The 21536-nt window shown below is 35.9% G+C and carries 19 protein-coding genes and 1 pseudogene; 11 read left to right on the top strand and 9 right to left on the bottom strand.

The genetic code is table 11. The features are described from left to right. Window positions 1–76 precede the first annotated feature (76 nt). The 4 genes from acnA (at window position 77) to L3V46_RS18695 (ending at window position 5518) form a co-directional block, all read left to right on the top strand. Window positions 77–2836: an aconitate hydratase AcnA gene (gene acnA, locus L3V46_RS18710; protein WP_034610101.1), complete on the top strand. Its 2760-nt coding sequence runs from the start codon at window positions 77–79 to the stop codon at window positions 2834–2836. Window positions 2837–2972: 136 nt separating this feature from the next. Further along, window positions 2973–3734, top strand: coding sequence for a tRNA threonylcarbamoyladenosine dehydratase (locus L3V46_RS18705; RefSeq protein WP_034609779.1), 762 nt, complete (start codon window positions 2973–2975; stop codon window positions 3732–3734). Between the two features lie 99 nt (window positions 3735–3833). After that, window positions 3834–4943, top strand: a complete 1110-nt coding sequence (locus tag L3V46_RS18700; protein ID WP_239046480.1) for a DUF695 domain-containing protein — start codon at window positions 3834–3836, stop codon at window positions 4941–4943. A gap of 65 nt (window positions 4944–5008) precedes the next feature. Then, window positions 5009–5518, top strand: a complete 510-nt coding sequence (locus L3V46_RS18695; RefSeq protein WP_239046479.1) for a hypothetical protein — start codon at window positions 5009–5011, stop codon at window positions 5516–5518. A 27-nt stretch (window positions 5519–5545) separates the two neighbouring features. On the opposite strand, the gene L3V46_RS18690 is transcribed toward L3V46_RS18695, so the two are convergent. Further along, window positions 5546–5683: a hypothetical protein gene (locus L3V46_RS18690; RefSeq protein ID WP_209826904.1), complete on the bottom strand. Its 138-nt coding sequence runs from the start codon at window positions 5681–5683 to the stop codon at window positions 5546–5548. A gap of 103 nt (window positions 5684–5786) precedes the next feature. Here L3V46_RS18690 and L3V46_RS18685 point away from each other — a divergent pair, with 103 nt between their 5' ends. Then, a complete protein-coding gene (locus L3V46_RS18685) occupies window positions 5787–6677 on the top strand; it encodes a LysR family transcriptional regulator (protein ID WP_239046478.1) in 891 nt (296 codons plus the stop codon). 78 nt (window positions 6678–6755) lie between these two features. Here the strand turns inward: L3V46_RS18685 and dusA are convergent, their stop codons facing one another. Beyond that, window positions 6756–7775, bottom strand: coding sequence for a tRNA dihydrouridine(20/20a) synthase DusA (gene dusA, locus L3V46_RS18680; RefSeq protein WP_239046477.1), 1020 nt, complete (start codon window positions 7773–7775; stop codon window positions 6756–6758). A gap of 117 nt (window positions 7776–7892) precedes the next feature. On the opposite strand from dusA, the gene L3V46_RS18675 reads away from it, so the two are divergent. The 3 genes from L3V46_RS18675 (at window position 7893) to L3V46_RS18665 (ending at window position 11510) form a co-directional block, all read left to right on the top strand. Next, a complete protein-coding gene (locus L3V46_RS18675; RefSeq protein ID WP_239046476.1) occupies window positions 7893–9005 on the top strand; it encodes a tyrosine-type recombinase/integrase in 1113 nt (370 codons plus the stop codon). Between the two features lie 106 nt (window positions 9006–9111). Further along, the gene (locus L3V46_RS18670) at window positions 9112–9846 is read left to right on the top strand and encodes a phage portal protein (RefSeq protein ID WP_239046475.1); all 735 of its coding nucleotides are present in this window, start codon (window positions 9112–9114) and stop codon (window positions 9844–9846) included. 368 nt (window positions 9847–10214) lie between these two features. Continuing rightward, window positions 10215–11510: a hypothetical protein gene (locus L3V46_RS18665; RefSeq protein WP_239046474.1), complete on the top strand. Its 1296-nt coding sequence runs from the start codon at window positions 10215–10217 to the stop codon at window positions 11508–11510. Window positions 11511–11669: 159 nt separating this feature from the next. Here the strand turns inward: L3V46_RS18665 and L3V46_RS18660 are convergent. Together L3V46_RS18660 and L3V46_RS18655 are read right to left on the bottom strand one after the other, a co-directional pair. Further along, window positions 11670–12276, bottom strand: a pseudogene (locus tag L3V46_RS18660) (glutathione binding-like protein). Window positions 12277–13513: 1237 nt separating this feature from the next. Next, on the bottom strand, window positions 13514–14269 hold the full coding sequence (locus L3V46_RS18655; protein WP_239046473.1) for an SDR family oxidoreductase: 756 nt from the start codon (window positions 14267–14269) through the stop codon (window positions 13514–13516). Between the two features lie 123 nt (window positions 14270–14392). Here L3V46_RS18655 and L3V46_RS18650 point away from each other — a divergent pair, with 123 nt between their 5' ends. Then, window positions 14393–15301: a LysR family transcriptional regulator gene (locus tag L3V46_RS18650; RefSeq protein ID WP_239046472.1), complete on the top strand. Its 909-nt coding sequence runs from the start codon at window positions 14393–14395 to the stop codon at window positions 15299–15301. Between the two features lie 106 nt (window positions 15302–15407). On the opposite strand, the gene L3V46_RS18645 is transcribed toward L3V46_RS18650, so the two are convergent. Beyond that, the gene (locus tag L3V46_RS18645) at window positions 15408–15722 is read right to left on the bottom strand and encodes an AzlD domain-containing protein (RefSeq protein WP_004723188.1); all 315 of its coding nucleotides are present in this window, start codon (window positions 15720–15722) and stop codon (window positions 15408–15410) included. After that, window positions 15719–16429: an AzlC family ABC transporter permease gene (locus L3V46_RS18640; protein ID WP_239046471.1), complete on the bottom strand. Its 711-nt coding sequence runs from the start codon at window positions 16427–16429 to the stop codon at window positions 15719–15721. The genes L3V46_RS18645 and L3V46_RS18640 overlap by 4 nt, the downstream gene beginning before the upstream one ends. 173 nt (window positions 16430–16602) lie before the next feature. On the opposite strand from L3V46_RS18640, the gene L3V46_RS18635 reads away from it, so the two are divergent. Beyond that, a complete protein-coding gene (locus L3V46_RS18635; protein WP_004723184.1) occupies window positions 16603–17472 on the top strand; it encodes a LysR family transcriptional regulator in 870 nt (289 codons plus the stop codon). Between the two features lie 214 nt (window positions 17473–17686). Here the strand turns inward: L3V46_RS18635 and L3V46_RS18630 are convergent, their stop codons facing one another. After that, window positions 17687–18259, bottom strand: a complete 573-nt coding sequence (locus tag L3V46_RS18630; RefSeq protein WP_239046470.1) for an HD domain-containing protein — start codon at window positions 18257–18259, stop codon at window positions 17687–17689. Window positions 18260–18737: 478 nt separating this feature from the next. On the opposite strand from L3V46_RS18630, the gene L3V46_RS18625 reads away from it, so the two are divergent. Then, entirely contained in the window at window positions 18738–19421 is a 684-nt protein-coding gene (locus L3V46_RS18625) for a cyclic nucleotide-binding domain-containing protein (protein WP_234622429.1), read from the top strand. Between the two features lie 167 nt (window positions 19422–19588). Here L3V46_RS18625 and L3V46_RS18620 read toward each other — a convergent pair whose 3' ends face one another. Together L3V46_RS18620 and L3V46_RS18615 are read right to left on the bottom strand one after the other, a co-directional pair. Next, window positions 19589–20851, bottom strand: a complete 1263-nt coding sequence (locus L3V46_RS18620; RefSeq protein WP_239046469.1) for a mechanosensitive ion channel domain-containing protein — start codon at window positions 20849–20851, stop codon at window positions 19589–19591. 257 nt (window positions 20852–21108) lie between these two features. Then, window positions 21109–21456 (bottom strand): hypothetical protein, encoded by a 348-nt coding sequence (locus L3V46_RS18615; RefSeq protein ID WP_228270444.1) that lies wholly within the window; start codon window positions 21454–21456, stop codon window positions 21109–21111. Between the last annotated feature and the right edge of the window lie 80 nt (window positions 21457–21536).

Here is a 21536-nt window from a genome sequence, read left to right as displayed (position 1 = left end):
AAATATTTGTCTTAGATTTAAAGAAGTACTCCAAGTAGCCAATAAGAAAGTTAACGCCAAGCTGGAGGTTCAACCAATGGCAAAATATGGTCATATCAATCGTTTAAATTCTCTACAAGACCTAACTGTAGGGGATACAAGATATAAAATTTTTAATTTAAAACAGGTTCAAGCGAGTTTAGGTGATATTTCAAAATTGCCTAAATCACTCAAAGTATTATTGGAAAATTTACTTAGATTTGAAGATGATCAAACCGTGAGGCAAAGCGATATTCAGGCGATTGTCGATTGGCAAAAAAATAAAACTTCAGATCAAGAAATCCAATATCGCCCTGCACGGGTCTTGATGCAAGATTTTACCGGTGTACCTGCTGTGGTAGATTTGGCTGCGATGCGTGCAGCTGTACAGAAAGCCAATAAAGATCCCAATTTAATTAACCCTTTATCTCCAGTGGATTTGGTCATTGACCACTCTGTGATGGTGGATCACTTTGGGACAGATCATGCCTTCGATGAGAACGTCGAAATTGAGATGCAACGTAATGGAGAACGTTATCAATTCCTCCGTTGGGGGCAGTCTTCTTTTGATAATTTTAGTGTGGTACCGCCCGGAACAGGGATTTGCCATCAAGTTAATTTAGAATACCTAGCTCAAGCAGTGTGGCTGGGTGAAAGTGATGGCGAGGTATTTGCCTTTCCCGATACCTTAGTCGGTACAGATTCACACACCACAATGATCAATGGTTTAGGTGTATTAGGTTGGGGTGTGGGGGGAATTGAAGCCGAAGCGGCCATGCTTGGGCAACCGATTTCAATGCTGATTCCAGAAGTGATTGGTTTTAAATTGACAGGGAAATTGCGTGAAGGGATTACCGCAACGGATTTGGTTTTAACCATTACTCAGATGCTACGTAAAAAAGGCGTGGTGGGTAAATTTGTTGAATTTTATGGTGATGGGTTGGCATTTTTACCGCTTGCAGACCGAGCAACCATTGCCAATATGGCACCCGAATATGGTGCAACATGCGGCTTTTTCCCGATTGATGAAATCACTCTAGGCTATATGCGTTTAACGGGTCGTAAAGAAGACCGTATTGCATTGGTTGAGGCTTATTGTAAAGAACAAGGTCTATGGCGTCATACCGGGGATGAACCTGTATTTACCGATGTGCTTGCTTTGGATATGGGAACCGTTGAAGCAAGTGTTGCTGGCCCGAAACGTCCGCAAGATCGAGTGGCATTGCCTGATATTCCACAAACTTTTAGTGCCTTAATGGCGCTAGATCTTAAGCCAGCTAAAGGTGAAGAAAAAGAACGTTTAGCCAATGAAGGTGGTGCGGGTACAGCAATTGATTCAAAACAGTCTGCTTTACAAAATGAAGAGCCGCATTGTGTGATTGACGGTAAGCGCTACCCATTGACAGATGGTGATGTGGTGATTTCTGCGATTACTTCATGTACCAATACCTCTAATCCAAGTGTGATGTTGGCTGCGGGTTTGTTGGCAAAGAAAGCCATCGAAAAAGGCATTCAACGTAAGCCATGGGTGAAAAGCTCTCTAGCACCAGGCTCTAAAGTGGTAACCGATTATTTAGAAGCAGCAGGGCTATTACCTTATTTGGACCAGTTGGGCTATAACCTCGTTGGTTATGGCTGTACCACATGTATTGGTAATTCTGGACCTTTACCTAAACCGATTGAAGACGCTATTCAGTGCCATGACTTGAATGTTGCATCGGTACTTTCAGGCAACCGAAACTTTGAAGGGCGGGTACATCCACTGGTAAAAACCAATTGGCTTGCATCACCGCCTTTGGTGGTTGCGTTTGGTTTATTGGGTACCATTCGTAGTGACATTACCAGCACAGCATTAGGGCACGATCAACAAGGTCAACCAGTATATCTCAAAGACATTTGGCCGAGTCAAATCGAGATTGATGAGGTGCTGCAAAAAGTTAATACAGCGATGTTCCATAAAGAATATGCGGCAGTTTTTGATGGTGATGAAAAATGGCAAGCAATTCAAATCCCTGATTCTGAAACCTATGAATGGGATGAAAACTCAACGTATATTCGTCATCCTCCATTCTTTGACGGTATTGATCAACCCGCGAAACCAATTAAAGATATTCTCAATGCAAATATCTTGGCCGTTCTTGGTGACTCAGTCACAACAGATCATATTTCTCCAGCGGGGAATATCAAGAAAGACAGTCCAGCAGGTCGTTATCTAGAAGCACAAGGTGTCGATCAAAAGGACTTTAACTCTTATGGATCTCGTCGTGGTAATCATGAAGTGATGATGCGAGGTACCTTTGCCAATATTCGTATTAAGAATGAAATGCTCAATGGCGAAGAGGGTGGCAATACCCTCTATATCCCGACAGATGAGAAGTTAGCCATTTACGATGCTGCGATGAAGTATCAGCAAGATGGTACGCCATTGGTCATCATTGCAGGTAAGGAATATGGTACAGGCTCATCACGTGACTGGGCGGCGAAAGGCACCAATCTTTTAGGAGTAAAAGCGGTGATTACTGAAAGCTTTGAACGAATCCATCGTTCAAATCTGGTTGGTATGGGGGTTTTACCTTTGCAATTTGTAGATGGTCAAACCCGTCAATCACTCAACTTAACTGGGCATGAGCAACTTTCGATTTATGGACTTTCTGATGACATACAACCACATGAAAGTTTAGATGTGGAGGTTAAACGTGTCGATGGTTCAATAGATCGTTTCAAAGTGTTATGCCGTATTGATACTTTGAATGAAGTGGAATACTTTAAAGCAGGTGGTATCTTGCATTATGTACTGCGTAATTTAATCGCTTCATAGCCTAATCAATAAATCACGATATATTTCAGTTCTCCAAGCCCTGTATAAAATGCAGGGCTTTTTTTATTGTGTTGGAGCAAGACACACTGTCGATAAATGAGTAAAATAGCGAGGTATTTTTGAGTTGATACTAGACATGACTGAACTTTTCCAAAATGATGAATATGAGCGCCGTTTTGCAGGCGTAGCCAAAATTTATGGAGAAGAGACATTCAATCACTATGAAAAAAGTCATGTCATGGTGATCGGTATTGGTGGGGTCGGCTCATGGGCAGTCGAAGCCTTAGCACGTACAGGGATTGGTGAGTTAACACTGGTCGATATGGATTCAGTGGCTGCTTCAAATATCAACCGACAATTGCCTGCAATGACCTCTACTTTAGGTCATGAGAAAATTGAAGTCATGGCGGAACGTTGCCGTTCAATTAATCCTCGGATCAAGATCAATTTGATTGATGATTATCTCAGCCCTGACAATGTGAAAGAAATTTTAGAAAATGTTCCCGATATTATTCTAGATTGCATCGATGACGTTAAAGCAAAATTTGCACTTATGTTACATTGTCGTTTTAATAAAATTCCTTTGATTGTTTCGGGTGGGGCTGGTGGTAAGCTTGATCCTCTAAAAATTCGTGTTGCTGATTTATCTAAAACAGAACAAGATCCGATGCTTGCAAAATTACGGAGTCAGTTGCGCGCCAAAGGCATTTGTAAGAAACCAAAAGAAAAATTTGGCATTACTTGTGTGTATTCAATTGATAATCCTTTTTCCAGCGCTGATGTATGTGCGAGTGCAGGCTTGCGCTGTGGTGGATATGGCTCGGCTGTGGTGGTGACTTCTAGTTTTGCGATGGTCGCCGTTGCAGAAGTGTTGAAAAAGTTAGATCGGATCAAATAAGCGCTTGGTATTTTTAAGTAAAAGTTTAGATGCATTTAAAAATCATAAAAATTCAGTTAAATTAATCTGAAATAAACGTAATAACAGAGAACAATCAAAATGAGTTTTTTCAAAAAGTTATTTAGAAAGAAAGAACAACAAATACAAATCAATCGAAACCGCTATGCTGAATTTTGGCAATGGTTTGAGCAGCATCAACAGGATTTCCATCGTATTGTGGATGAGTTAAATCAAGATACCATTCAGGCAGATTTCTTTGATAAATTATCGCCTGAATTGGCCAAAGTTCATGGTGGAATTTTTTTCCTTACCGGGATGCTTGACCCACAAACAGCTGAATTGATTTTAACGCCAGATGGTGTTGTGGCGAACATTGTGTTTGTCGAGGAATTGGTGGCAGCAGCCCCTGAAATTCCCGGCTGGAAATTTACCGCACTTAAACCCGCAAGTGATATTGAGCAAACCAGTATTGGTATGCATGGTCATGAGTTTAGTCAAAAAACGCTATCATTTTATTTAAAAGACCATGAAGAATATCCAGATGAAACTGATCTGGTGGTTGTGCATGATCAATATAATGAAGCTCAAAAAGCTGAATTCTTACAAGCAGTTTATATCTTTTTGGATAATTATTTGGGTGAATATGATTCGATCACAAAGCTAGATCAAGTTTCGCTACAATTCAGACAAGATGCTGAAAATGAATTAATGCCTATCGATCGTTTAAAGAATATTTTAATTTTAAAGAACAGTGAAATTTCTCGCTTAGACAAAATAACCCGTTCAAGTACTGATGAAGATGAATATATCAGTTTGGAGGGGGAGACCAATGAAGGTTTGCCTTTGGTGGCGATCTTAAACAGTACACTTTTAACATGGGATCAAAAGGCTTCTCATCCGTGGATACTGCTGGTAGAAATACCTTATGCTGGCCAGAATTCAAGTGGTATGCCGTCTGCAACAGATTATGAGTTGCTTAACGCGATTGAAGAAGAATTATTAGATGAGCTCAAGGATTTTGAGGGGTATTTAAATATTGGACGAGAAACCGGTAATAACTTAAGAACCATGTATTTTGCTTGTAAAGAGTTTAGAAAACCCGCCAAAGTTATAGATCAGGTGGTTGAAAAATATCAGAACAATTTTGAAATCGATGTCAGCCTATTTAAAGATAAATATTGGCGTTGTTTAAATAAGTTTGGTCGTTAACTATGCTGAAAAGTCGCTTGAAATGCGCTATAGCATTCAGACCATAAACATGGACAGCTTAGAGAATGAAGCGGCTTTTTAATCGACCTATCCCCGATCTTAAAATAAGCATATTGGCGATCCTACTGATTGGCGGAATTGCATATTATCTTTATTCAACGGTTCGTCATTTTCAGGCGGTCAACCAATTGGATGAAGCTAAAACAATAATGCGTGATATACAGAACTTGCTGGGTTGGTCAATCCTTCAACCTCAAGCGGATGCAATTCAAGTCTGTAATTTGCAAAATATCCAACAGATCAGCAAACAAGAAGAGTTTCAAAAGATCAAGCAACTGCTGGGCTGGGAGGTCAATATTCAACAACACAGCAAATATGTTGAAAGTATAAAAGTATATGCTGCGCCTGATTTACACGGCTGTATTATACGTGCTCATTTTCGAAAAGACGCCTTTGTGAGTGATGAGCTTGCTGGTAAGTATATTACTTACCAATATGATTTTAAAAAAAGCACCACAACATGCGTCACCAATATAAAAAAGTATGCTTTAGTGAAATCTTGCACGCGTTTGTAAAAAACATACTTTATCTGTTCCACTTAATCAGTCCTGTAAATAAATAAACTCAGGCTGTTGGGGCGATTTACCTGTTTGTTTTGCGATAAAACCATCATAAAGATTGAGTAAAACAACAGCGCAAATAATACAAATAAAAACCAGTAATTGTTTGGATATGCTCATACTATTTCTCTCTGATCTAAGTCGCTTTAAGTAAAGTCTAGTGAAATCAAACAATCTAATCTAATATAGAAAAAAGCAGGATTGATCTAATTTTGAGATGAATATGGCGACATTCAAACAATTTAATTATTTGATTAGAATCGTAGAGGAAGGTGGTTTTATTGCAGCTTCTGAAAAGCTGTTTATTGCCCAATCAGCTTTAAGTCGTCAGATCAAGCTTTTAGAGGATGAAGTAGGATTTGAAATTTTTGACCGCAGTGATAAAAAAATAAAACTCACTCAAGCAGGGCAGTTCTTTTATGCTCAAATTAAAAATAATTTACTGAACTTAGATCATATTATTGAAAATGCTAAAGATATTGCAAATGGACAAAATCGACTCATTAAAATTGCACACTCAAGTAGCATTAGCATGAGCTTAGAAAAAGTCAAAGTATTTGATCAAACCGCAAAGCATCTCAATGTTAATTTCGAGATCAACACCTTGTCATCTGAAGACCAAATTCTTGCACTGATGAAAGGAAATATTGATGTTGGTTTTATTCGCCCACCTGTTTTAAATCGCTTAGATGAGTTATATGCAACGACACTCTACCCTGAGCCCTTATACGTTGCACTTCATCAAAATCATATACTCGCTTCAGAACGCAGTATTAAAATCCAACAGTTAAAGCATGAAAATTTTGTTTCTACACCACATGCGGAACGGGGCGGATTAAGTTACTTGGTTGCAAACCTTTGCCTAAGTGCTGGTTTTTCTCCAAAGAAAGCGGCGGTTCAGTCCCGTAAAGTTTCACAATTACAATTAGTGGCTGCTGAAATTGGAATTTGTATTGTTCCTGAAGAATTTAGGCATATTCTGCCTAAACAGGTACGACTGATTGCTTTGGATGCTGAAAATGCATGGTCTGATGTTGTGATGGTCTGGAGTAAAAATGCAGATGGTATCATTCAGCGATGTACTGAATACATGATCAAACAGTTTCAACGATGATCTTTAAAGACCATCGTTTGATTGAAAAGATAGCTGTGGATTAAGACTGTATTGAATCGTAGAAATTTTCAGTCGTGATCAGACAGACTGTTCACGAATATAATCTTCTGTACGCTTCATGGCTTCTTTAATATTGATAATGGCATTTTCAACATCTGCAAATGTTTTGGCATTACCGCCACTTAAAGCCTGACGCCATTTACGAGCACCGGGAAGATTTTGGAATAAGCCTAAAATATGGCGTGTAATAATCGATAGAGGTGCGCCTTCTTGCATACGTTTGGCAATATAAGGCAGCATTTGATCGATAATATCAAAGCGATCAGGTAAATCTAAATTCCAAAGTTGACCTAATTCTGCCAAGAGGTAAGGATTGTGATAAGCCTCACGACCAATCATGACCCCATCAACATGCTTTAAATGTGTTTGCGTTTCAGCAAAAGTCTTAACCCCACCATTGATCTCGATCAGCAAATCAGGACGCTCTTGTTTTAAACGATACACATCTTCGTAGCGTAGTGGTGGAACATCGCGGTTTTCTTTTGGTGATAAGCCTTGAAGCAGAGCAATACGGGCATGTACGATAAAATTATCACACCCAGTTTTCGCAACGGTATCGACAAAATGGAGCATCTCTTCATAAGATTGCATGTCATCTATACCGATACGGTGTTTTACAGTAACTGGAATATCAACTGCATTACGCATTTCAGCAATACATTCTGCAACCAAGTCAGGCTCTGCCATTAAGCAGGCACCAATCTTATTGTTTTGTACGCGGTCACTTGGACAGCCCACATTTAAATTGATTTCGTCATAACCCCAGTCTTGCGCCATTTTGCTACAAGTTGCAAGATCTTTCGGATTTGAACCACCGAGCTGTAGAACAATTGGATGTTCTTCATGGTTATAGTCCAAATGACGATTTGCTCCACCGTAGATGATGGCACCTGTAGTGACCATTTCTGTATAGAGGATAATATTGGGGTTAAACAAACGTGCAAAGAAACGATAGTCACGAGTTGTCCAATCCATCATAGGCGCAACGGATATTCTCGGAAGCCCTGATATATCTACGTTTTGTTTTAAATCAGCCATTTAAATACCTATTGGAAACTGCAACATTCATGCACATTTAGCAACTTTCTAGCGTTTATTGTATATAACTGCAACTATACTGCTACTAAATTTTTTCATTTAAAAAATAGTAGCAAAATGGGCTATATCACAGAGCTAAAGTCAAAGACTAAAGGTACTCGCTATAAAGCAGTTATAAAAATTCGGAAGAAAGGAGTAGATTTTTTCGAGACTGAAACTTTCAGCACTCGTGCACTTGCGAAAAATTGGATTAAAAAAATTGAAGACAAATTAGAAAAGAATCCAGAGCTTTTGTCAAATAATAAACTGTCTCCCTCTATGTCACTTGGTAGCGCAATTTCAAAATATACGTTGGAAGTAACAGATTATGGTAGGACGAAAAAATCAACTCTTTTACAGATTCAAAAATTTGATATTGCAGATCAGCCCTTAAATAATTTAAAACGATCAGACTTTGGAGATCATGCACAACGAAGGGCCCAAGGTTATAGCAATCATAGTTATGAATTAAAGCCTGTAGTTGGAGCAACAATTAACTTTGAATTCCAGTACATAAAATCTGTTTTAGATTATGCAGATCTAGTATGGGGGATAGAAATTGATCTTCATGAATATGAAAAAGCTGTAAAAGGATTACGAAAAGCTCGAATTATTGGTGACTCAGTAGAGCGTAATAGATTACCAACATCAACAGAGCTTCAGGACCTTACTACTACCAGTTACTACAAATTTAACTATGGTAGTCGTTATGTTGGTGCACCAATGTACTTGGTAATTTGGTTAAGTATATATACTGACCGGAGATTGAATGAATTAGTCCGTTTAAAAGTGAATGATTACGATCAAGAGCATAAAAAATGGTTTATCGAAGGTATAAAACATCCAAACGGATCAAAAGGTAATGATAAATGGTTTGTTATTTCTGAGTTTGCAGAATTAATTATAATAGAATTATTAAAGCCTGAAGTCAGAAAACAGCTGTTACAACGTGGTGGTGATGAACAATATTTAATCCCATTTGAAACAGATGCAATTGATAAAAACTGGCGTAGACTTCGTGATTTACTTGAAATTGTTGATTTACATTTTCATGATCTTAGGCATGAAGCAGCTACACGTTTGGCAGAACAAGGTAAAACAATTCCTCAGATTCAACAATTTACTTTACATGATGATTGGAACAGCTTACGAATATATGTGAATTTAGACATAATTAGAAAAAAGTATTAGATTTTTCTGAGGCAATTGAAGTTGCTATTAGTACTCCAATTGGAAAAATTAAAGCCCCTAAGTAGGGGCTTTATTAACTTTTAGAATTTAAGTTGAATTGTGAAAATTGAGACTTCTACTGACCTTTGCAAACTGCTATGCACATATCAAAAGAAATCGATTTAATGGAATTGTTGGAATTGGATCTAGACCAGCACTCAATATTCGTCGTGGTTTAGATTTATCCAGTTATTACCAACTTGATTGGGATCAAACCAATAATTATCAATTTGCGCCACAGGATATAATTCATGTTTATGAATCCGATATTGGTCAAGAAATTTACGGTGTGCCCAATTATTTGAGTAGTGTTAATGCGATTTTATTAAACGAAGCAGCAACGCTATTCCGTCGTCGTTATTATAAGAATGGTGCACACGCAGGTTTTATTTTACACATGACAGATGCACTGCAAAGTCAGCAAGATGTTGATGATTTGGAGGATTCACTGGAAAACTCAAAAGGGGTAGGGAACTTTAAGAACTTACTTGTTTATACATCTGGTGGAACGAAGGATGGTGTTAAAGTTATTCCATTGGCTGAAGTTGCGGCTAAGGATGAATTTTATAATATTAAAATTGCCAGTCGTGATGATCAACTTGCAGGGCATCGCATACCTCCTCAACTCATTGGAGTTGTTCCACAAAATGTAGGGGCCTTTGGTGATGTTGAAAAAGTAGCTAAAGTTTTTTATTACAATGAGATTGTGTATTACCAAAACTTGCTGAAACAGATTAATGAGCGATTAGGTATTGAAGTGATTCGTTTCAAAAATTATGAGCTTTTATTACCTAGTAAGTAGTTAAATTTTTTACATGTAGATATTTTTGGCATAAAAAAGCCCAACATCCTGTTGGGCTTTTTTATGTATTTGATGCGTTGGTCTGACTCCTGCCGTACCTTTACATTCCTTGTTATTCTTGTCTCGAGCCTCCTGCTCACTATGTGTCCATGATAAGAAACTGAATGAGATTAGTATATTGGCAAAAATCATTGAATATATCTAAAAACTAGTAAGAAGATTACAAGTCTGATTTTTAGTATTTTATTGATGTGATAAAAAAAATTACATAAGAATTTATTGAGGGTAGAATACATAATGTATTGAAAGTAAACGTGATTTTTTACAATAATGACGTATTAATTAAAACTTATTTTAGGAATATTCAAATGCTTATAAAGCACGAACATAGTTTTTTATTTATTGAAGATTTTTGTGAAGAAATCTTATTAGAGAAACAAGGTTTGAAAAACCTTGTTAATAATTATAAATTTCAGTTTTATTTGGACTGGATTCAACATCTTGATGATTTAAGTAATTTTGAAATTGAAAGTATATTACGTGGTGAAGAAGATGCTAAATATTATTTTAATATTTTAATGTATAAAAAAGCTTTTATAGATTTTATTTTAGGTATAAAAAAAATAATCAGGGAAGAAGATATTTTTTTTAAAAATCTTGTGCTTGTTTTGCAGTGTGATGAAGATTATAGTAATCCGGATAATCAAAAAAGTCTTGTATTGATAAGTGATATTTATAGTTTAGAGTCTAAGTATTTTAGTATTTTGGGATTAGAAGGGGATGAAGATTTTTTGAAAGTAAAAAATAAAATAAATAAAATTTATAATAATTTTACAAGAAAATATTTTATACATAAGCATGCTAAGAATGTTGATCAAGTATTAACAGGAGTTAAATTGGAAAATGAACAAATATTTGATCAGGAATTGTATATAAAATCAGATAAAAAAACAGTTTATTTGGATACAAATATTTTTAGTAGAATCTTGGAGAAAAGTGAAATAAGAGAAAAAATAATTCTATCAAAATATAAATTTCAATATTGTTATAGTGCTTATTTATTAGAGGATAAGGTTAAACAAAATATTCTTTTTACAAATAAGGTTTTTAATTCAATTAGTGAAATTACAGATAACGTAATGATTTCTTCAGGTGGAAAATATCCACAATTAGAAATGACTTTTGCAGTAGAAGATCCTAAATCTGTTTTTAATCGAGTTAAACTCTGGTTATTTCAAACACAAAGTGCTGAAGATAATCAATTTAATTGCATGATATTAGATAGGATTATTTACAAAAAAAATGTAAAAGCAAAATTTTTTAATGTTCAAGAAATGATAAATTATCTTACTAATCCAGATGATAATTTAAAAATATTAGCTGATTCATTATGTGCATCAAGTGCTTTTGATAAAGATGTATCAACTAACGAAAAAATTTCAGCCTTATTAAAAATATTAAATGTACTAGAATTTAAGATAGATAAAAAAAGGCAAAAAATAATTAGTTCGTTTCAAGATGAAGAGCATTTAAGGGTAGCCCATATAGCTGATTATTTTATTACAGATGATGATAATTTGAGTAGTCGTGCTGAAGTTATTTACAAAATTTGTGAATGTGAAACAAAAGTTATTTTATTCAAAAATTTCTTAGAAAACTTATAAAATTTATTAAAAATTAACATAATAAAGCTTTTGCGAAATAAAAATGGGAGACTTAGGCTCCCATTTTTATCTATCTTTTTAAAGTTAAAGTTAAAGTTAAAGTTAAAGTTAAAGTTAAAGTTAAAGTTAAAGTTAAAGTTAAAGTTTCTTAATTTAAATTTAAAGATTTTCTATTTTAACAGCATTTTTCCAACTATATAGTTTTGTTAAACCATCGACATAAAGTCTAATGTTTGGATAGTTTTTGGTCTGATTTAGTTGAAAAATTATACTATTTAATGCGAAGTCCATCATAAAGTTGGCACCAGTTAAACGTTCTGCAACGAAGTATTTTTTATCTTTTAAATAGTCATCTAAAAAACTATACACTTTATCAAATTCTACTTGGGCATAATTTTCTAAAAATACTAATTTAGTACCATGCTGGTTTTCAAAAGAATTAAACATTTTTACTAAGTAGGGCATCATTGCCGAACTTTCTGAAAAATGAATCCACTATAAATAGTCGATATAATCTGAAAATAGTCGATATAATCTGAAAATAGTCGATATAATCTGAAGCCTCAATTTCAGGTGCTAACTGAGACGCTAATTGAAGACTTAATAATTCAACAATTGCACCAGACTCAATAATTATTTTTTCATTCCATTCAATTATTGGGGATTTACCTAATGGGTGAATAACTTTTAAAGATTCTGGTGCTAAATGAGTGATTGAATCTCGATAATATTTTTTTAATTCATATGGTTGTTTAATTTCTTCCAATAATCATAGAATGCGAAAAGAACGTGACTGGTCTAAATGGTGTAATGTAATTAAATCAATTTCTAACTTTTGAAAATTTAATGAGTTGATTATAGATTAAACTCATATTAAACGTGAAATACTAAGTTTTATAAATTTTCTTTAAGTTAATTTTATATATCAAAAATTTTCGAGCTAAGCCAAATGCAGTCTCCTCTCCCACCTGCCCACTTACTAAATATCTCGTTTTTGATGCATGCAGAAATCAAGTGTAAAGCTTATATTTTAAAGGCTTTCAGGTGTTTTAATGAATTGATTTTGATACAAAGTGATGCGATTTGATGCAAAGAGAAAGGGCATCGAATAATGTGAGGTATTTTACTGTTTTTATAAGTCCAAAAATAAAAGTCCAATTTAGGTTGCCAAGCTTTAAAGTGATATATAAGTTATTAATATTTAATTAAATAGTTGGTAACTTTTATAAGGTTACTTCGGGTTACCAAGACAATTAAAAAATCAATTAATTATTAATAATCATAATGTTAACAGGTTACTGTTGGTAACCTAAAAAACGGGTTACTGGTAACTCGAAAGTAACCTAAAAGTAACTTTTATAAATAGTATATAATCTTAATATATTCATATAGATAAATGTATATATTGATTTTGGTAACTAAAGTAACCTGTTTTTTTATGACCTGAAATTTTGAGATAAGGGAACTAATATATTTAAATTCTGATTCAAGTTTAGGTATATTTTTGAATATATTGTTTGTGAATCTTTTATACATATAGCCGTATGATGCTTATTTATTTAATTTTGGTCGAAAAAAAAATCACTTACATAAGTGATTGATTTATAGAAATACTGATTAATATGATGAGATTCTAAGGTTGTCCAATTTAGTCGTCCAATGGATTTTTTTACAACTAAATATCTACTATATAAAAAGAAAATTATCTAAGATATTAATAAATAACAAATATTATTATTGTTCTATCCAATCCATCATCGGAGCGACCGAAATACGAGGCGTTAAAGATTGGAGCTCAGACATACAGTCAACCTGAAAAAGATAGAAAAAAAGTAAGTGCGGATTATACGTGCTTTATTTTAAAATCAATAGCCATACTCAAAAGATAGAATTTGTAAAAATAATGAATATTAATTTTTTATATTTGCTTAGAACCCTGATATGGCAGAGCTATATGAAATTTGCATAACTCCACCAATATGTTAAAGCTGTGCGAGTTAAAACTACAACATCATACCACCAGAGGCTTCAATTCTCTGACCTGTGATCCAGTCAAATCCTTCACTAAAAATTGCAGCGATTGCTTTTCCAACATCATCCGCTTCACCAACACGGCCTAATGCAGTGATAGATGCGATCATCCCCTGAACTTGTTCACTATTGCGGACGGCACCGTCTCTAAAATCAGTCGCAATAGCACCGGGCGCAATCGTGTTGACACGAATCCCTTTGGAGGCGAATTCTTTTGCCATATAACGTGTCATGACTTCTACAGCGCCTTTTGCCATTGCGTATGCAGCTGACCCAGGCATAGAAAAGCGTGTTAGGCCAGAGGATATATTTACAATATGACCGCCATTTTCAATGAGTGGTAGCAATTTTTGGGTGAGAAAAAATGGACCTTTCACATGGATATTGAGCATATCATCTAGATCATCAATACTAGTTTCTTCAATACTCGTATGTAAACCTGTCCCCGCATTATTGAGTAGGTAGTCAAAACTTTCACGACCAAATTGCTCTTTTAATACGAAACTCAAGCTTTTTACCAAATCATCAAATAATGTGATATCTCGAATATCAGATTGAATGGCAAATGCGTTTTGACCTTTTTCTTTAATCTTCTCAACCACGTCTAGGGCGGCTTTTTCATTGCGATGATAAGTCAAAATGATGTCAATATTTTGCTCAGCGAGTTTAAGCGCTGCATCTCGACCTATTCCACGACTCCCTCCGGTGATGAATGCGATTTTATTCATGTACTGACCTCATATTATGCTGATTAATTGTTGATGAAATTAAAGTACAGGAATTAATTATCTTGATAAATATAAGTAATCAGATAAGACTGTTCATAAATAATGAACAATTAGAGGTGATGTATGGATAAGATTGAGACGATGAAACGTTTTATCGCTGTTGTACAAAATGGTAGCTTTACCCGTGCTTCAGAACAGTTAAAGATTCCTAAGTCAGCAATCTCTATGTCAATCACTAAGCTTGAAGATCATTTAAAAACTCGTTTACTTTATCGGAATACAAGACAAGTTTCTCTTTCAGAAGCAGGTCAGCGCTATTATGTCGAATGCTTAAGATTATTGGATGAGCTAGAAGGCTTAGATAATCAATTTCAACAACAAAGTGAAGAACTCAGTGGTGTGATTAACATCGATATGCCTAGTCGGTTTTTTTCTAGCGTGCTGGCTCCCCATCTACCTGCATGGTTTCAACAATATCCTAAAACACAGATTAAACTTCTTGGGGTTGATTATCGTATTGATCCTATCAAGGAACGAGTAGATTGCGTAATCCGTGGAGGTCAGCTTGAAAACAGTAATTTAATAGGACGCCATTTGGGTATTATGGAAATGGTTAATTGTATTAGTCCCAACTATGCGGAACATTACGGTATACCAACATCATTAGAGGATCTTAAAAATCATTATATTGTTGATTATTCGCATGCGGACACCCAGTCGCAAAATGCTTTTGAATACAATCAAAATAATCAAACCTACCTTGTACCAACTCCGAGTCTAATCAGTGTCGGCACAACGGATGCCTATTTAGCTGCAGGTTTAAATGGACTAGGGATTATTCAAACTCCCAGAATTGGTGTTAGACAACAATTGGCAAATGGTGACCTTATTGAAATATTAACAGCATTTACCAGTGCACCGATGTCTTTGTCGGTTTTATATGAATCGAGAAATAATCAACCCCGCAGACTAAGTGAGTTCATTAATTGGTTGATTCTTTTATTCAAAAAAATGAATCACAATACACTGTAGTTTCACTAAATGAACCCGATGTTGCTTATAAGCAATGTGTAGTCATTGCTCAATTTTGTTTAGGTTTAATATAGCCAAAGGCAGCTTCTTTGAGCTCCCTATCATTTCATACAAAATACTGACGGAATAATGCTGCTGCCAATATTCCTGCTGCAATCGCCAACAGTGGTTTTTTAAGCAGTAGCATAACGATCAATGTTGTCAGTAACGCCAAACGAGCGCCATGATCACCTTCAACCGCAATAGGGGCCAAAAGTGCAACCAGTACAGATCCCGACATTGCATTAATGAATCGTTGCACACGATCGCTAATAGGTACATAAGACATAATTAAAACACCACCCCAGCGAGTGGCTAATGTCACAATGGCCATAATAAAAATAATAATTAATGGATAAGTGGTGCTAATCTCTAGGTTCATAGCTGTTTCTCTTTCCAGAAAATTCCGACAATTCCGCCAAATAAGGCACCCACAACGACATGACTATTTTCTGGTAAGTACCAATAAGCCAATAATGAGCTACAGGCTGCGATTGTCCAGATGATGAGTATTCTGAGGTTTTTTTGTCCACCGACAACCATCGCCAGTAGAAAACAAGCCATGACCATATCTAATCCCAGCAATGCAGGATGATGAATGACATTACCAAAATAGAAACCCAGTCCTGTGCCTAAAACCCACGCGAGCCAAAGCGCAAGGCCCCCTCCAAACAATAAGCCCATCCCTGATTCATCACGATTAAATGCTTGTAGTGAGAGTGCCCAATTGGCATCAGAAATAACCAGCAAGATACTGTATCGTTTGATGGGAGGCAGGTGCCGTAACCAAGGATAAAGAGATGCGCCCATTAAAAGATGCCGAGCATTGATAAAGAAAACTGTGACTATTAAGGGAATCAGTGATATTTGCGCGCCCCATAGTTCTAAAGTCGCAAATTGAGATGCTCCTGCAAAAACAAAGCTACTCATTAACATGCTAGAGCTATTGTCTAGTCCTGTTTGCGTTGCAGCTAAGCCGAAAGCAGCCCCAAAAATCACCACGAAAGATGAAATTGGAAGAAGGCTTTTAAAGCCTGACCAAACTTGGGAATAACTTAAACTGTAAATATCTGGGTCAACATTCGACAAAATAATTTCCTTATCTTTTTAAATTTTCTACTGAGCTATATACCTAATGATCGCTGATGAAAATTAGGGGAAATTTCCTTCTTTTCTTAATGAATTATGGACTTAGAAAGTTAAAATGAAAAGCGCATAATTCTTGCATATACTATTCGTAAATCGAATAATTTAGGATAATCATGAATCTACAAAATCTACAGATTGATTGGTTAAAATGTTTTGTCGCAGTTGTTGATACAGGTTCTCTTTCAAATGCAGCACCTGAGCTATACCGTTCACAGTCCGCTGTCAGTATGCAGTTAAAAAAATTGGAAGGCGCTTTAAAATGCCAACTTTTAATTCGAACGCATAGACAAATTCAACTTACTTCTGAAGGGCAACTTCTTTTAGGTTATGCAAGACGGATACTTGATCTACATCATGAAACACAAATGGCTTTTAATGGAGAAGAGTTAACCGGTCGGATTAGACTTGGCGTACCCGATGATTATGCTGCTAAATATTTAACGCCAGTGCTTAAGCGTTTTGCACCACGTTATAGCGGCGTTGAAATAGAATTTATTTGTGAACAATCGACTTCATTGATCCCACGTATAGAAAATGGCGAGATTGATTTAGCATTGATTTCAAGGGATAACCCCCGTCAAGGCACTTTATTGTTTCATGAGCCAATGGTGTGGGTAGGTTCTCCCCAATTTGAATTATGGCGTGAAGATCCGATACCGATTGCTGTTTATGAGAGTACCAGTTTAGCCAAAAAAAGTGCGATCAATTCGCTCGCATTGCAAGGTCGTCGTTATCGTGTAGTTTATAATAGTTCAAGTTTAATCGGGCAAATTGCAGCAGTTGAAAGTGGTTTAGCCGTCGCAGTTTTCACACAATGTAGCGCGCCTCAGCATTTAGAAATTTTAGGAGCAGAGCACGGACTAGGCCCATTAGCACCCATGGAAGCATCTGTATATAGAAGTAGAGCCTCGCTTAATTCAAAAGCGGTCGATCATTTATATGAACTCTTAATTAAAACATTAAGGCAATCCATTACCTATTAAGCAGATTTTAATCAGATCTTCCACAGGAATTTAAAAACCTATATATATGATTTGTATAAAAATTAATTTTTAAGTGCTTGCCAATATTTGGACAGAGTTTGGGAGTGTGCTAGAAATTTAAAAGGCCCTTGAAACGCAATAAAAGAGATATGTTTTAGTTAAAAATCTTTCTTATTACAACCAAGCCCATGACTAGAACATGGGCTTTTTATCTCTATTTACTGTTATTAATTTTTTGCATTGTTTCTGTATCCATGAGGGCACGGATACTTTTAAATAATGGATGTTTATCTGTATATTTTTCACCATAGCTAAGATTAAACTCATAATCAAAATCATCAGGATTAATTCCTTGATTATGCTGTAAAATTGTTTCTAACTTATCTAAAGCCTTTACTGCAACAGCTTCTTGCGTTAGACCTGCTTCATATTCTTCCCATAATTCAAGTATGGCGTTTCTTAGGGGAGCATCTAGGGATTGAGTAAGTAATAATAGATCGTTACGTTCTTGAACGTCTTTATCTGGATGGTTTTTCTTTTCAGTCGCTGGAACATCACCATTGATTGTCTCGCCTAAATCATGAACAAGACACATCTTTAAAACCTTTGAAAAGTCTAGATATTTTAATTCATCTTCAAATACAAGAGCTAACAGGGCAAGCCTCCATGTATGCTCGGCTGTACTTTCAATTCTGCCTTTAGAGGTATGAGAGGAACGCATTATATTTTTCAGGTTTTCAGCCTCTTTCAAAAAGAGTAGACGACCTTTAATAATGTCAGTATTCATTTCAGTTTCTTATTCCTATCAAAATTATAGATTTTTACTTTTAATAAGCTCAATAAATGCTTTTTAAAGTAATCTGTTTTGATTCTGGTTACTACGAGAGCAGCTACAGGCTTATGTATTAAATAGAAGCAATCAATAACATAATGTCCAGATGACTTTTCGCTAACATCTTCAATTTAGGCGTATGCGTTGATCGCCGCATTGCAAATTCATCATCCGAAGTCATTTTATATGGATCAGTAAGGGGCTCATCGTGACACAACTTTGGCTATTGGAGTGGTCTACAGCTTATGCTTCAAGATAAATTAAAAAAAGGACAGATGACCTTTTTTTATATTGATCGTAAAATACCTTGTCTCAAGAGGATAGCTTGGGTTTATGTCACTGTTTATTACCTATTATCTAGGCTCAGTATAGGTTTAAAATATTGATAAAGACTCTGAAAATATAGATAGTTTTGAATGAAGAGCAGTAAAAGATGAGGACTATTAGTAATGATGAATTAATACAGAATTATATCGATGAGTTTTCTTTATCGCGTTATTTTTCTCCAATATTATTAGAAAATTTCTTATTAAAACAAATAGAAGCAGGTGAGTTTCTGCTTGCACAAGGAAGCTCGCTAAGTAGCCTCTATTTACTTGTGAATGGAAAATTACAAGTAGAACATTACCAAAAAGATGGGAGTTGTGCAGTATTCTCTATTGAAAGGGCTTTTTCCGTGATTGGTGATTTAGAGCTTTTTTTAGATAGAGATATAGGTACAGTAAGTACGGTGACTGCGATTTCAAAAGCGGATATTCTCGAGATATCTCTGAGCAAAATTGAGCAATATGCGTTTAACGATCCAGCTTTTCTACGTTTTATCTGCTCTCATCTTAGTCAAAAATTATATGCTTCTACTCAACTGCTAACAAATGCAACGCTTCCAGCATTTATAAAAGTACGTAAATATTTAGCAATTAGGGCGGAAATGGAAGGGAGTATGATTCACTTGGAAAAACGTGATTCTATTGCTGCTATGTTAGGAATTTCGACCAGACAACTAAATCGGATTTTTAAAGATTTATCAGACTTAAACATCATTCAGTTTAAAAATAAAACGTTAAAAATTTTGGATAGTGACTATCTCGCTGAAATAGAACCGATAGATCTTTTATAATTAGATAGCGGTGAAATAAATATAGAATTATGTTCAAGATATTTAGTAAAGGTTTTAGCCGTCAGTTTATGCTTTGAATTGATTATGGAGGACGCTATGAACCTTCTTTTTTCATTGCAAGCAAGCCCATGGTTATCGCATGGGCTTTTTTGATGTAAATGAACAACTCAGGACAGAAGTTCCGAGCTACTTTCAGCGTGTTTTGACAATGAGCGTAAATCTGAACCAGAAGGCGCTTGATAAATCTTGAGCCCAAACTCAGGAATAATTGCCATCAGATGGTCAAATATATCGGACTGGATTGCCTCATAATCATTCCATACCGTTGTATTGGCAAATGCATAGATTTCCAGCGGTAATCCCTCACTTGTCGGCTGTAACTGACGGATAATTAGGGATTGGTTTTTAGCAATACCAGCATGTTGCTTTAGGTAGAACTCGACATAGGCCCGAAATGTTCCAATATTGGTCAGGCGGCGCTGGTTATAGATTGACTGATCTTCAAACTGTTGATTAAAGCTGTCCAATTCAGATTGTTTATTATCCAAATACTGATCCAGTAACAGGAAAGCTTTTAATTTCTGTTGTTCTTCATGGGTAATAAAATGAATGCTGGTTTGATCAATAAAGATTGAGCGCTTGATTCGTCTCGCCCCCAACAATTTCATCCCACGCCAGTTTTTAAAGGTGTCCGTCACCAACTTATTGGTGGGAATTGTGGTAAAGGTTTTATCAAAATTCTGTACGGTAATGGTATGTAAGGACATATCAATCACATCACCATCTGCATTTAATGTTGGCATTTCAATCCAGTCACCGATACGAACCATATCGTAGGAAGAGATTTGCACCGATGCCACCAAGGACAGAATCGTATTTTGAAAAACCAGTAACAATACTGCTGCCATCGCACCAAAACCAGCAAGCAGGGTAAAAACATCTTTCTTTAAGAAGGTACCTAAGATCAGCAGACCACAAACGATAAACAAAATCAGTTTGATCAGTTGAAGATAGCCTTTGATGGGCTTATTCAGTGATTTTGGATTACGTTGATAAAGCAGATTAAAGACATTTAAAAGTTCGCTGATGGCCAGTGCAATAGTTAGGAAGATAAACGCCTGTGCAGCCATTTGTATCAGGCCAACCGCTTTTAAGGACAAATGTGGAACTGTGGTAATACCATTTAAAATAACGATGGCAGGAACAATATTCGCCACTCTGCGGATAACACTATGCTGGGAAAAAATTTCACTGTGTGCAAACTTCATTTTTGAAATAAGTTTACGTATCCCACGAACAACGACTTGTTTTGCAATATAATTTGCGACAAAGGCGAAAAAAATTAGAATGGATAATGATGTTAGCATCTCTATCCATGGATACTGATCAGACCATTCCTGAATATTCTTTAAGAAGGCAAATTTATCCAAAAGTACAACCTCAAAATAGCAGATACGCTATTGTATTGATTGTGAATGACAATAATTTATAAAAATACTTTTTAGCTACATTCGGGCATCAATTACTTACTCAACAAGATTGACAGACTCTCAGAAAGTCTAAGTGAGTATGTGAAGATAAGTATGCAACCGTTGGGCATAGATAAGCCCAGTTTCACGGATCACAATATGCCAATCAACAGTACTTTATTGAATACGATGGGATGCTAAGTTTTAATTTGTGAGACTCAATAGTGGCTGATTTTATCCGCAAGATTGGCAATACGGTTCAGACGGCAAGACTGTGCATCTAACATTTGTCCTTGTCCTTCGGTTTTCGGATCCCAATTACAATACTTGTCGGTGTTTTCCCACCATGCTGCGATTTCATCCATCTGCCGGTCTTTTTTCACACTGTCTGGACGACTGATGATTTTGGCAAAGGCCTGTTGAACGCGGTTCTTATGTTGAGCATATTCTTGGTCCATACAGCTTTGCATTTCAAATGTTACTGCACCGCTTTGCTTGATACATTGGCCATAACTGCTGCTTAATTTGGCATGAATATAAGAATCATCTGGAAGGGGACGAGACATTTCATCATCGGCAAAAGCTACAAAAGGAAGAAGAGAGATGAACAGCAATGTAGTAGTTTTAAATTTTTTCATATATTTGA

Origin of the sequence: Acinetobacter sp. AG3 (assembly GCF_022343575.1) — a bacterium.
Lineage (GTDB): Bacteria > Pseudomonadota > Gammaproteobacteria > Pseudomonadales > Moraxellaceae > Acinetobacter > Acinetobacter guillouiae.
This window is presented reverse-complemented; position numbering and strand designations above follow the sequence as displayed.

Coding starts and splice junctions, on each gene's coding strand:
- L3V46_RS18655 (WP_239046473.1), bottom strand. CDS start 14,269: ATGAATAAAATCGCATTCATCACCGGAGGGAGTCGTGGAATAGGTCGA.
- dusA (WP_239046477.1), bottom strand. CDS start 7,775: ATGGCTGATTTAAAACAAAACGTAGATATATCAGGGCTTCCGAGAATA.
- L3V46_RS18650 (WP_239046472.1), top strand. CDS start 14,393: ATGGATAAGATTGAGACGATGAAACGTTTTATCGCTGTTGTACAAAAT.
- L3V46_RS18665 (WP_239046474.1), top strand. CDS start 10,215: ATGCTTATAAAGCACGAACATAGTTTTTTATTTATTGAAGATTTTTGT.
- L3V46_RS18695 (WP_239046479.1), top strand. CDS start 5,009: ATGAAGCGGCTTTTTAATCGACCTATCCCCGATCTTAAAATAAGCATA.
- L3V46_RS18645 (WP_004723188.1), bottom strand. CDS start 15,722: ATGAACCTAGAGATTAGCACCACTTATCCATTAATTATTATTTTTATT.
- L3V46_RS18705 (WP_034609779.1), top strand. CDS start 2,973: ATGACTGAACTTTTCCAAAATGATGAATATGAGCGCCGTTTTGCAGGC.
- acnA (WP_034610101.1), top strand. CDS start 77: ATGGCAAAATATGGTCATATCAATCGTTTAAATTCTCTACAAGACCTA.
- L3V46_RS18625 (WP_234622429.1), top strand. CDS start 18,738: ATGAGGACTATTAGTAATGATGAATTAATACAGAATTATATCGATGAG.
- L3V46_RS18630 (WP_239046470.1), bottom strand. CDS start 18,259: ATGAATACTGACATTATTAAAGGTCGTCTACTCTTTTTGAAAGAGGCT.
- L3V46_RS18690 (WP_209826904.1), bottom strand. CDS start 5,683: ATGAGCATATCCAAACAATTACTGGTTTTTATTTGTATTATTTGCGCT.
- L3V46_RS18615 (WP_228270444.1), bottom strand. CDS start 21,456: ATGTCTCGTCCCCTTCCAGATGATTCTTATATTCATGCCAAATTAAGC.
- L3V46_RS18675 (WP_239046476.1), top strand. CDS start 7,893: ATGGGCTATATCACAGAGCTAAAGTCAAAGACTAAAGGTACTCGCTAT.
- L3V46_RS18635 (WP_004723184.1), top strand. CDS start 16,603: ATGAATCTACAAAATCTACAGATTGATTGGTTAAAATGTTTTGTCGCA.
- L3V46_RS18700 (WP_239046480.1), top strand. CDS start 3,834: ATGAGTTTTTTCAAAAAGTTATTTAGAAAGAAAGAACAACAAATACAA.
- L3V46_RS18685 (WP_239046478.1), top strand. CDS start 5,787: ATGGCGACATTCAAACAATTTAATTATTTGATTAGAATCGTAGAGGAA.